The following is an 11,738-nucleotide window of genomic DNA, read 5'->3' as shown; positions in this document are numbered from 1 at the left end:
GGGAGGAATGACCATGTATTTCCGCAAGCTGCTGCAAGCCGTGTGCGCCGCGCTGCTGGCGCTGGGCCCGCTCGCCATGGGCGCGCATGCCCAGGCGCAGTCATACCAGAGCAACCGCGTCTACACGCCCATCATCAATGGATTCAACGTCGAGGAAGTGCGGCGCCTGACGCCCGGCGTCGAGCTGCACTTCGAGCTCTACGGCACCCCGGGCGGCAGCGCCACGCTGCGCATCGATGGCGCCACGCGCAACCTGAACCTGACCGAGGTCGAGCCCGGCCAGTACAGCGGCACCTACATCATTGGCACCCATGACCGCATCCGTCCGGAAAGCGGCGTCACCGCCAACCTGCGCCTGGGCAACCAGGTGGCGACCAGCCTGCTGCGCGAATCGCTGCTGCGGGCGAATGCGCCGCGCAGCCGCAGCGGCCAGCTGGCTTCGATGCCGGCCATCGAGCGCTTCGAAGTGCAGGGCAGCCCGGAACTGAGCCCGGGCAACGAACTGCGCTTCACCGTGTTCGGCACGCCGGGCGGCCGGGTCGAGGTCGCGATCGCGGGCGCGCGCGGCGTGTTCTTCCTGCCGGAAGTGCGTCCCGGCGAATACGATGCCGTCTACACGATCCGCGGCGCCGACCGCATCGCGCCCGACAGCCGCGTCACCGCCACCATCCGCGCCAATGGCCGCTATACCACCTCGGTGCTGGGCCGGCCGCTGCTGGGCGGTGGGCGCATGGAGGCACCACGCCAGGCCCGCTACTGCAGCAATTGCGCGGTGGTGGAAACGGTGAATGTGATCGAGGTGTCGGGCAATGGCAGCTACCTGGGCACGGTGGGCGGCGCCGTGGTCGGCGGCCTGCTCGGCAGCCAGGTCGGCAGTGGCAGTGGCCGTACCGCGGCGTCGGTGGCCGGCGCGGTGGCGGGCGGTATCGCCGGCCGGAATATCGAGCGCAACATGCACCGCGAACAGCGCTACGAGGTCGTGGTGCGCTATACCAACAGTGGCGCACTCCAGACCCTGCAGTACGAGAACGATCCGGGCTTCCGCCAGGGCGACCGGGTGCGCGTCAACAAGGGCGTGCTCGTGCGCGACCAGTAAGGCGCAGCGGGGCAAAGCAATGGCCGGCGTCCCATCGGGAGGCCGGCCGTTTGCTGCTGGCTGGTCGTTCAGGCCGTCGCCAGGACCTGGTCGTCGCCCGGCAGTTCGCTTTCCGCCTTCTGGCGCGCGCCCTTGGTGCGCGAGCGCGATGGGGGCAGGCGCCGCAGGGTCTTGAGCGCGTCGGCGTCCTTGATGCCGATGGTGCGCTGGTCGACGGTGATAAGGCCGATTTCATTGAAGGCCGACAAGGTGCGGCTCACGGTTTCCAGGGTCAGGCCCAGGTAGCTGCCGATCTCGTGGCGCGTCATGCGCAGGTTGAACAGCTTGCTCGAATAACCCATGGCGGCGAAGCGGTCCGCCAGCGAGACCAGGAAGCGCGCCACGCGTGCTTCGGCCGACAGCGCGCCCAGCATGCCGATCATGGTCTGCTCGCGCACCAGTTCGCGGCTCATGACGCCGTACATCATGTTCTCGAGTTCGGCGTGGACGCGGCCGAGGGCGGTGAGCTTCTTGAACGGCAGCAGGATCAGGTCGCAGTCGGACAGGGCCACCGCTTCCGACGCGTAGTGGCGGGTATGGATGCCATCCACGCCGAGCATGTCGCCCTTCATGGGGAAGCTCAGCACCTGCTCGTTGCCGAATTCGTCGATGAGCACGGTCTTCAGGAAACCCGAATTCACGATGTACAGGGTGTCGAACGCCTGGCCGATGGTGTGCACGCGTTGTCCGGTCTTGAATTGCACGTGCTGGAACAGGAGTTCCTCGGAGGTGACCGAGACGCTGGCGGGAATGCGCAGCAGGTCGCAGACTTCCTTCAGATTCGACCAGAGGCGCCCCTGGCGCTGACGACCGGCTTCCATGGGGGTATGCAGGGTGGGCTGGGTGAGGTTGCGTTGTTCTGACGTTGGCTGGGACTGCATGCTCATCTCCGGTGAAAGACTGGGTTTCAGGCGGCGACCACGGGGTGGAGCCGCAGGCACCGCGGTGGAGGCTAAGGCCCCGCCGCAGGCTGGCTCACTGGGACTTGGATCGCAAGCAAGTCAAAACGCTGAATTCAGTATGCCAACACGAGTCCGGCTCGGATATCAGCAAGTGCTGAATATGTATGTAGGACGGATGATCGCTTTGTAGGAATGCTCTGACGTCGATCGCTAGCCTATAGAGGAGAAGTGGCATGCGAACCTGCGCGCGGAAGCGTTGATGAGTGGCGAGGAGGCAACGCAAAAAAAAACCGTCGGCACCAAACCGGCGGTTTTTTGTCTAATTCGTTTGACCTAGGCGTTCATGGGTGACAGCAGGCGGTGCGCCACGGCGTATTGCACCATTTCGGAAAGCGAGCTCATGCCCATCTTCTGCATGATGCGCGTCTTGTGGGTGCTGACGGTCTTGACCGACAGGTGCAGGCCGTGCGCGATCTCGGTAATCGACCTGCCGCCGACGAGGTGGGAAAAGACCTCGAACTCCCGGTCCGACAACTGCTTGTGCAGCAGCTGCTCGCTCGGCGCCATGATGTTTAGCGCCAGCTGCTCGGCCACTTCGGTACTGATATAGGGCCGTCCCGAAGCGACCTTGCGGATCGCGCCCACCAGCTGGGTGCCGGCGCTTTCCTTGGTGAGATAGCCCCCGGCACCGGCGCGGATGGCGCGCACCGCGTACTGTTCTTCCTCGTGCATGGTCAGGATCAGGATCGCCAGCTTGGGCGCTTCGCTGCGCACCTGGCGGATCAGGTCGACGCCGCTGCGGCCCGGCATCGACAGATCGAGCAGCAGCAGGTCGAAGCCCCCTTGCCGCACCTGCGCCAGGACTTCGAAGCCATTCGTTGCTTCCCCCGTGATGGCGATATCCGCGGCGCCGTCCAGGATCCGCTTGAGGCCTTCGCGCATGATGGTATGGTCGTCGGCAATTACGATGCGTATCATGGATCCTTCCTTCAGGTGGCAGCGACTGGGCTTGGGCAGGCTAACACAGGATTGCCGGCAATTCGTCCCACTTTAGCCGGGCACGGCACCCGGCGCTGGCGGCGTGTCGTGGCTGTCCGGCGACGGTTCGCTGATCAGGCGGTGCACCAGCACCGGCTTGCTGGTGTGCGACAGGACCTTGTTGGTCACGCTGCCCAGCAGCAGCTGGCCCCAGCCGCTGCGGCCGTGCGAACCCATGAAAATCAGGTCGCAGCCTTCCTGCTCGGCGACCTCGACGATCTTCAGCGCGGCGTTGTCGGAAAACGCGGTCATGCAGCTATGCTGCAGGCCGGCATTGGCGCAGGAACGCATGATCCTTCCCATGTATTCCTCGCCCATGCGGCGCATCTGGGCGATGTATTCCTCTTCGCTGGGGTAGGAGGGCGGGATGATTTCCACATACACCGGATACTGGTAGTCGGGCGCGACGAACAGGGCCAGTACTTCTGCGCCCATCTGCTGTGCAAACTTGACGCCGGCGCAGGCCGTATGTTGCGAGACGGCCGAGCCATCGGTGGTGATCAGGATTTTGCGGTACATGGTCATTCCTCCAAGGGCCACGCCATTCTGGAACGTCGCGGTCGCGGCCGTCATTGCAAAAACTCAAGCTATTGATCCCGGTCAAACTTTCGAAACTGCAACCGGGTCGCAGGAAACGATGTCAACAGTGCATACGTTACGAAAAACAACACCTGGCTTGCGTAAATATTCAGGAACCCAGCTGTTTAATTGTCGCGGAATTAAGTTTCGCTGTCCATTTTGTTGTGTCTCAGTCTCTGAGATTTACCTACGGCAACCACACTGCTACACTCCCATGCAGATTTTCACCATCCTTGACGGCGCCAGGGCGCGGCCGGATGGACGCATCCAATACCGACGCAAGAGCGCATTGCGAACTTATATATTCATGGAGAAGCAGGGATTATGACCGACGCCGCTGACGATTTCGACGCACTATTCGAGGAAGTGGCGGCGCAGCGCGCCAACGCTCCCGCCGCCCCGGCGCCCGAGCCGGTCGCCGTCGTGACTGACGAAGACGACCTCGAATCCCTGTTCGACCAGGTGGCCGCAGCCAGCGTCGCGGCGCCCGCAGCGGCGCCCACTACGGACGCCGCCGATCCGGCGCCGGCGCCGGCGGCGGCCACTGGCGGCGATGGCGAGCACGGCATGTACGAGCGCCTCGGCGGCATCGTGCGCCTGCTGCACGATTCGCTGCGCGAACTCGGCTACGACAAGGCGCTGACCGAGGCCTCGTCGGCCATCGTCGACGCCCAGGACCGCCTGGAATACGTCGCTACCCTCACCGAGCAGGCCGCCAACAAGGTGCTGAATACCCTGGACGAAGGCATGCCGGCCCAGGACCTGCTGTCGAAGCAGGCCAAGGACATGGAAAGCCGCTGGGCCGACCTGTTCTCGGGCAAGCTCAGCCTGGATGAGTTCAAGGCCCTGGCTGGCGACGCGCGCCAGTTCGCCGCCACCGTCAACGAAGCCACGGAAGCCGAGAAGGCCCGCCTGCTCGAAATCATGATGGCCCAGGATTTCCAGGACATTACCGGCCAGCTGATCAAGAAAGTGGTCAAGATCACCCAGACCGTCGAATCGGAACTGGCCCAGTTACTGCGCGACAACGCGCCGGCCGACCTGAAGGAAAAGCTGGCGAAGAAGGAAGCCCCGCCAGCACCTGCGCCGCTGATGCAGGGCCCGTCGGTGCCGGACACGGCACTGAACCAGGACAGCGTTGACGATCTTCTGGCCGATCTGGGGTTCTAATGGACGATATGCTCAAGGACTTCGTCGTCGAGGCGATGGACCTTGCGGTGAATGTTGAAGAACATTTGCTGCGCCTCGAACGCGATCCGGACAACAAGGAAACGCTGAACGCGGTGTTCCGTTCCTTCCACACCATCAAGGGTGGGGCGGGCTTCATGGGACTGCCCGCACTGGTCGCCGCCTGCCACCTCACCGAGAACCTGTTCGATGCGCTGCGCACCGGCGCCGCGCCGGTGACGCCGCTGGCGATCGAAGCGGCGCTCGAAGCCTCCGGCTTCGTGGCGGACCAGCTGAACGACCTGAACAACGGCACGCCGCCGGAAGGCCTGGCCTCGATGCCGGAAGCGCTCGAGCGCATCCTGAAGGATGCGATCGAAGGCAAGGGCGCGAGCGCACCGGCGCCGGTCGCCGCGCCTGCCCCGGTCGCGGCCGCCCCTGCGGTCGCGGTTGCGCCGGCTGCGCCGGCGGTGGGCGGGGACGAACTGGACTGGATCGGCATGTACAACGCGGTGGTGCCTGCCGCTTCCGCGATCGCGGCAGCTGCGGCTCCCGCCACGGCGGGAAGCGCCGCGCCGGCTGCGGCACCGGTGGCCGCCGTAGCCACGCCGGCGGCGAAACAGGGCGGCTGGGATGGCATCGACCGCCGCCAGAACGACAAGGTGGCCGATGCGCGCGCCGCCGCCGCGCCGGCCAAGGACGAAAGCATCCGCATCGATGCGGTCAAGCTGGACGCCCTGCTGGAAGTGGCGGGCGAATCGGTGCAGGCCGCCAACCAGGCCGCCGTGCTGCTCGAGCGCCTGCAGCAGTTCAAGTTCGAGGGGCCGGCCGCCGCGCTCATGGCCACGCTCACCGAGACCCTGGAACGCGCTTCGCGCTACTCGGCCGAACTGCAGCGCGCCACGCTGGCGACCCGCATGCAGCCGGTGGGCCGCCTGTTCCAGAAATTCCCGCGCCTGGTGCGCGAGCTGGCCAAGGACCTCGGCAAGGACGTCGAGCTGACCATCGAAGGCGCCGAGACCGAGGTCGACCGCGTCGTGGTGGACAGCCTGTACGACCCGCTGGTGCACATGCTCCGTAACGCGCTCGACCACGGCGTCGAGTCGCCGGAAGAGCGCGTCGCCGCCGGCAAGCCGGCCAAGGCCTTCATCCTGCTGAAAGCCTGGCAGGAAGCGAACAGCGTCATGATCGTGCTGCAGGACGACGGCAAGGGCATGGATCCGGTCAAGCTGCGCCGCAAGGCGATCGACAAGGGCCTGATCGGCGAGAACGGCGCCCCCAACGACGACGATGCCTACCAGCTGGTGTTCCTGCCGGGCTTCTCGACCAAGGAAGTGGCGTCCTCGGTGTCGGGCCGCGGCGTGGGCATGGACGTGGTCAAGACCGCGGTCGAGAAGAACCGCGGCGCGATCCGGATCGAATCGACCCTGGGCGCGGGCACCCGCTTCGCGATCCGACTGCCGATCGAGCTGTCGATCGTGCCGACCATGCTGGTCTCGACCTCGGGCGCCTCGCTGGCGCTGCCGATGGCCGTGGTCGAACGCGTGGTCGAGCTGCCGGAAGAGTTCCAGTGCGTGGGCGGCGCTCCGGTGCTGAAGGACCAGGGCCGCCCGCTGCCGGTGCGTTCGCTGGCGCTGGCGCTGGGCTACGAAGCGTGCTCGGAACGGGTCGGCATCGTCGTCAACGCGCCCCAGCCCTACATCCTGGCGGTGGAGGCCGTGGATGGCACGGCCGACCTGGTGATCAAGCCGATGACCGCGCTGTCGGTCGAAGGCATCACCGGTACCGCGCGTTCGGCCGAGGGCGAACTGGTGCTGGTGGTGGGCCTGTCCTTCCTGATGGACGGGTGCCGTTCGAACGTCCGCCTGGCGGCGTAGGGTGGGCGGGTCTCCCGCCCACGCGGTGATAGTCAGCAGCAAGATCATTGCGCCCGAGAGCGGAGCCCGCATCGATCACCATGTGGGCGGCCAAAGCCGCCCACCCTACGGTGCAACGCGCAATATGACCGTTGCGCCACTCTGTGACAAAAGCGCATACAAAAGCCTGGGCAAGCCTGCTCAGGCTTTTTTTATTTGCACTGTAAGTTGTCTATGCAAATAAAATTTGCATGAGGGCGGATTGATTGGCAGAAAAATGCGCCTCCCCGGCTTGGTGCGGCACTGCACAATTATGGCATAATCAAAATCCACCCCGTCCCGGCATCGCCGCGGGGCCGCCCTCACCGGACAGACCATGCAAAAAACGCTCTACGACAAACTCTGGGATTCCCATGTCGTGCGTGCCGACGCCGATGGCACCACGGTCCTCTACATTGATCGCCACCTGGTGCACGAAGTCACCAGCCCGCAAGCCTTCGAGGGCCTGCGCGAGGCCGGGCGCGGGCTATGGCGCACCTCCGCCAACCTGGCCGTGGCCGACCACAACGTGCCGACCACCGACCGCGCCCACGGCATCCTGGACGCCACCTCGCGCCTGCAGGTCGAGACCCTGGACGCCAACGCGAAAAGCTTCGGCCTGACCTATTTCGACATGAACGACAAGCGCCAGGGCATCGTCCACGTGATCGGCCCGGAGCAGGGCGCCACGCTGCCCGGCATGACCGTGGTCTGCGGCGACTCGCATACTTCGACCCACGGCGCCTTCGGCTGCCTGGCGCACGGCATCGGCACCTCGGAAGTCGAACACGTGCTGGCCACGCAGACGCTGCTGGCCAAGAAGTCGAAATCCATGCTGGTGCAGGTCGACGGCGAACTCGGGCCGGGCGTTACCGCCAAGGACATCGTGCTGGCCGTGATCGGCAAGATCGGCACCGCCGGCGGCACCGGCTACGCCATCGAGTTCGGCGGCTCGGCGATTCGCGCGCTGTCGATGGAAGGCCGGATGACGGTCTGTAACATGGCGATCGAAGCGGGCGCGCGCGCCGGCATGGTGGCGGTGGACGACACCACCATCGACTATGTCAAGGGCCGCCCGTTCTCGCCCCAGGGCGGGCAATGGGAGGGGGCGCTCGCCTACTGGCGCACCCTGCATTCGGACGAGGGCGCGGTGTTCGACACCGTCGTGCAACTCGACGCGGCACAGATCCTCCCGCAGGTCACCTGGGGCACCTCGCCCGAAATGGTGATACCGGTGGACGGCCGCGTGCCCGACCCCGGCCAGGAGCCCGACGCCGTGCGCCGCGACGCCATCGAGAAGGCGCTGGCCTACATGGACCTGGCGCCGAACACCCCGATCGAAGACATCCGGATCGACAAGGTCTTCATCGGTTCCTGCACCAATTCGCGCATCGAGGACCTGCGCGCCGCCGCCGAAGTGGTGCGCGGCCGCCGGCGCGCGGCGAGCGTCAAGCTGGCGATGGTGGTGCCGGGCTCCGGCCTGGTGAAGGAGCAGGCCGAACGCGAAGGCCTGGACCGCATCTTCAGGGATGCAGGTTTCGAATGGCGCGAGCCGGGCTGCTCGATGTGCCTGGCCATGAACGCCGACCGCCTCGAACCGGGCGAGCGCTGCGCCTCGACCTCGAACCGCAACTTCGAGGGCCGCCAGGGCCAGGGCGGCCGCACCCACCTGGTCTCGCCCGCGATGGCGGCGGCGGCGGGCATCGCCGGCCGCTTCGTCGACGTGCGCGCCCTCTGAACCGATCCACGCAATCCGTTGTACCGAACTAGGAACATCATGAAAAAAGCATTCGCATTCGTCCTCGCCGCCATTGTCCTGAGCGGCTGCAACACCATTTCCGGCATCGGCCGCGACGTGCAGAAGGTCGGCCAGGTGGTCACCAGCGCCGGCGGCAGGTAAGCGGGAAGGCGCGACCATGGACAAGTTCACCGTACACGAAGGCGTGGTGGCGCCGCTCGACCGCGCCAATGTCGATACCGATGCCATCATTCCCAAGCAGTTCCTGAAGTCGATCCGCCGCACCGGCTTCGGCCCCAATCTGTTCGACGAGTGGCGCTACCTGGACCACGGCGAGCCGGGCCAGGATTGCAGCACCCGCCCGCTGAACCCGGACTTCGTGCTGAACCAGGCGCGCTACGCGGACGCTTCGATCCTGCTGGCGCGCAAGAACTTCGGCTGCGGCTCCTCGCGCGAGCACGCCCCCTGGGCCTTGCAGCAATTCGGCATCAAGGCCATCGTCGCGCCCAGCTTCGCCGACATCTTCTTCAACAACTGCTACAAGAGCGGCCTGCTGCCGATCGTGCTGTCGGAAGTCGAGGTCGACGGCCTGTTCCGGACGGTGGCGGCGAACCCGGGCTTTCGCCTGGTGGTCGACCTGGAACAGCAGCGCATCGGCACCCGCGACGGCAGCATTTCCTACGGTTTCGAGATCGACGCCTTCCGCAAGTACTGCCTGCTCAAGGGCCTGGACGACATCGGCCTGACCCTGCGTCATGCCGACGAGATCCGCGCTTTCGAAGCGCGCCACCTGGCGTCCCAGCCCTGGCTGGCCAACACGATCGGAGAGCGCGCATGAAGATCGCGATCCTGCCGGGCGACGGCATCGGCCCCGAAATCATGGACGAAGCGGTGAAAGTGCTGCAGGCCCTGGGCGAAGGCTTCGAGATGGAGCGCGCCGAGGTGGGCGGGGCCGGCTATGCCGCCCATGGCCATCCGCTGCCGCAGGCCACCCTGCAGCTGGCGCGCCAGGCCGACGCGGTGCTGTTCGGCGCCGTCGGCGACTACCGCTACGACACGCTGGAGCGCGCGCTGCGTCCGGAGCAGGCGATCCTCGGCCTGCGGCGCGAACTTGGCCTGTTCGCCAACCTGCGCCCGGCCATCCTGTATCCGGAGCTGGCCGGCGCGTCCACCCTCAAGCCCGAGGTCGTGTCCGGGCTGGACATCCTGATCATCCGCGAACTCACCGGCGACATCTATTTCGGCAAGCCGCGCGGCGTGCGCACCTGTCCGGACGGGCCCTTCGCCGGCCAGCGCGAAGGCTTCGACACGATGCGCTACGCCGACGGCGAGATCCGCCGCATCGCCCACGTCGCCTTCCAGGCGGCCAGGAAGCGCGGGCGGCGCGTGACCAGCGTGGACAAGGCGAACGTGCTGGAAACCTTCCAGTTCTGGCGCGACGTCGTCACCGAGGTGCACGCCGACTACCCGGACGTCGAACTCGAACACATGTATGTCGATAACGCAGCCATGCAGCTGGTGCGGGCGCCAAAGAAATTCGACGTCATCGTCACCGGCAACATGTTCGGCGACATCCTGTCGGATGCGGCCGCCATGCTGACCGGCTCGATCGGCATGCTGCCCTCGGCCTCGCTGGATGCGTCCGGCAAAGGCCTGTACGAGCCTTCGCACGGCTCGGCGCCGGACATCGCCGGCCAGGGCGTGGCCAATCCGCTCGCGACCATCCTGTCGGCGGCGATGATGCTGCGCTACAGCTTCGGCCTGGCCGGGCAGGCCACACGCATCGAGGACGCCGTCAAGCGCGTGCTGGCCCAGGGCCTGCGCACGCCCGACATCCACGAGCCGGGCACAAGCCGGGTCGGCACCAGCGACATGGGCGACGCTGTCGTCGCGGCGCTGGGCTGATGCGTTAAGCCGATTCAATCCATTTTTATACCTGAAAGACAATGATGAAATTAGTAGGCCTGGTAGGCTGGCGTGGCATGGTGGGCTCGGTCCTGATGCAGCGCATGCAGGAAGAGGGAGATTTCGACCACATCGAGCCGGTGTTCTTCACGACCTCGAACCCGGGCGGCGCCGCGCCGAAGATGGCGAAGAACGAGACCACGCTCAAGAGCGCGCTCGATATCGCCGAGCTGGCCAAGTGCGAGATCATCGTCTCGTGCCAGGGCGGCGACTACACGACCGAGGTGTTCCCGCAGCTGCGCGCTTCCGGCTGGAACGGCTACTGGATCGACGCCGCCTCGACCCTGCGCATGAACGACGACGCCGTCATCGTGCTCGATCCGGTCAACCAGGACGTGATCAAGAACGCCATGGCGCGCGGCGTGAAGAACTACATTGGCGGCAACTGCACCGTGTCGTGCATGCTGATCGGCCTGGGCGGCCTGTTCGAGCAGGGCCTGGTCGAGTGGATGAGCTCCATGACCTACCAGGCGGCATCCGGCGGGGGCGCCCAGCACATGCGCGAACTCTTGAGCCAGTTCGGCACCATCAACGGCGCCGTCAGGCCGCTGCTGGACGACCCGGCCTCGGCCATCCTCGAGATCGACCGCACGGTGCTGGCCACCCAGCACGGCCTGTCGCCCGAGGAAACGAAGCAGTTCGGCGTGCCGCTGGCCGGCAACCTGATTCCCTGGATCGACAAGGACCTGGGCAACGGCCAGTCGAAGGAAGAGTGGAAGGCCGGCGCCGAGACCAACAAGATCCTCGGCCGCGGCGCCGGCTTCGCGGGCACGCAGCCGATTCCGGTGGACGGCCTGTGCGTGCGCATCGGCGCGATGCGCTGCCATTCGCAGGCGCTGACCATCAAGCTCACCCGCGACGTTCCGCTCGACGAGATCGAGGACATCATCGGCTCCCACAATGCGTGGGTGAAGGTGGTGCCGAACACGCGCGAAGCCTCGATGCGCGCGCTGTCGCCGGCCGCCGTGAGCGGCGCGCTGGGCATTCCGGTCGGCCGCCTGCGCAAGATGGCGATGGGGAATGACTACCTGTCCGCGTTCACCGTCGGCGACCAGCTGCTGTGGGGCGCGGCCGAGCCGCTGCGCCGCATGCTGCGCATCGTACTGGACCAGTAAAGCGTCCCCTGGCCGCGCGCGCGGCCAGGCATCCTTCATTGGCAGGCTTGCCATACCTGCTGCCATCTTGCTAATCGCTGGTAATCAAACATTATCATTCCCGGCCTGCAGCGCGCATTCTGGCCACAGATCGCTTGCTGCGGGAGTGGCGATGCATGCGGGATGCTTGCATGCTCCAAGGCATGATGATATGTTGGGACACCC

Annotated in this window: 11 protein-coding genes; 8 read left to right on the top strand and 3 right to left on the bottom strand. The window is 66.0% G+C overall.

Annotated features, from left to right (window positions below; translation table 11 throughout):
* Positions 1 to 13: 13 nt before the first annotated feature.
* Entirely contained in the window at positions 14 to 1,096 is a 1,083-nt protein-coding gene (locus tag LCI23_RS01675; protein WP_224942918.1) for a glycine zipper 2TM domain-containing protein, read from the top strand.
* Positions 1,097 to 1,164: 68 nt separating this feature from the next.
* Here the strand turns inward: LCI23_RS01675 and LCI23_RS01670 are convergent, their stop codons facing one another.
* The 3 genes from LCI23_RS01670 to LCI23_RS01660 form a co-directional block, all read right to left on the bottom strand.
* Positions 1,165 to 1,956 (bottom strand): Crp/Fnr family transcriptional regulator, encoded by a 792-nt coding sequence (locus tag LCI23_RS01670; RefSeq protein ID WP_224942915.1) that lies wholly within the window; start codon positions 1,954 to 1,956, stop codon positions 1,165 to 1,167.
* 414 nt (positions 1,957 to 2,370) lie between these two features.
* On the bottom strand, positions 2,371 to 3,015 hold the full coding sequence (locus LCI23_RS01665) for a response regulator transcription factor (RefSeq protein WP_224942912.1): 645 nt from the start codon (positions 3,013 to 3,015) through the stop codon (positions 2,371 to 2,373).
* Between the two features lie 72 nt (positions 3,016 to 3,087).
* Positions 3,088 to 3,594: a universal stress protein gene (locus LCI23_RS01660; RefSeq protein ID WP_224942909.1), complete on the bottom strand. Its 507-nt coding sequence runs from the start codon at positions 3,592 to 3,594 to the stop codon at positions 3,088 to 3,090.
* Between the two features lie 384 nt (positions 3,595 to 3,978).
* On the opposite strand from LCI23_RS01660, the gene LCI23_RS01655 reads away from it, so the two are divergent.
* The 7 genes from LCI23_RS01655 (at position 3,979) to asd (ending at position 11,534) form a co-directional block, all read left to right on the top strand.
* The gene (locus LCI23_RS01655) at positions 3,979 to 4,824 is read left to right on the top strand and encodes a protein phosphatase CheZ (protein ID WP_224942905.1); all 846 of its coding nucleotides are present in this window, start codon (positions 3,979 to 3,981) and stop codon (positions 4,822 to 4,824) included.
* A complete protein-coding gene (locus tag LCI23_RS01650; protein ID WP_224942904.1) occupies positions 4,824 to 6,698 on the top strand; it encodes a chemotaxis protein CheA in 1,875 nt (624 codons plus the stop codon). The genes LCI23_RS01655 and LCI23_RS01650 overlap by 1 nt, the downstream gene beginning before the upstream one ends.
* A 355-nt stretch (positions 6,699 to 7,053) precedes the next feature.
* Entirely contained in the window at positions 7,054 to 8,454 is a 1,401-nt protein-coding gene (gene leuC / locus LCI23_RS01645) for a 3-isopropylmalate dehydratase large subunit (RefSeq protein WP_224942903.1), read from the top strand.
* Positions 8,455 to 8,493: 39 nt separating this feature from the next.
* Positions 8,494 to 8,616, top strand: coding sequence for an entericidin A/B family lipoprotein (locus tag LCI23_RS01640; RefSeq protein ID WP_224942902.1), 123 nt, complete (start codon positions 8,494 to 8,496; stop codon positions 8,614 to 8,616).
* A 16-nt stretch (positions 8,617 to 8,632) separates the two neighbouring features.
* Positions 8,633 to 9,292 carry a 3-isopropylmalate dehydratase small subunit gene (gene leuD / locus LCI23_RS01635; protein ID WP_224942901.1) on the top strand — a complete coding sequence of 220 codons (660 nt, stop codon included), beginning with the start codon at positions 8,633 to 8,635 and terminating at the stop codon, positions 9,290 to 9,292.
* Positions 9,289 to 10,359 carry a 3-isopropylmalate dehydrogenase gene (gene leuB / locus LCI23_RS01630; protein WP_224942900.1) on the top strand — a complete coding sequence of 357 codons (1,071 nt, stop codon included), beginning with the start codon at positions 9,289 to 9,291 and terminating at the stop codon, positions 10,357 to 10,359. Before leuD ends, leuB begins: the two co-directional genes overlap by 4 nt.
* 44 nt (positions 10,360 to 10,403) lie before the next feature.
* Positions 10,404 to 11,534: an aspartate-semialdehyde dehydrogenase gene (gene asd / locus LCI23_RS01625; protein WP_224943037.1), complete on the top strand. Its 1,131-nt coding sequence runs from the start codon at positions 10,404 to 10,406 to the stop codon at positions 11,532 to 11,534.
* Positions 11,535 to 11,738: the final 204 nt, after the last annotated feature.

The organism is Massilia sp. MS-15 (assembly GCF_020176695.1).
GTDB classification, from domain to species: domain Bacteria; phylum Pseudomonadota; class Gammaproteobacteria; order Burkholderiales; family Burkholderiaceae_D; genus Telluria; species Telluria hydrophila.
This window is presented reverse-complemented; position numbering and strand designations above follow the sequence as displayed.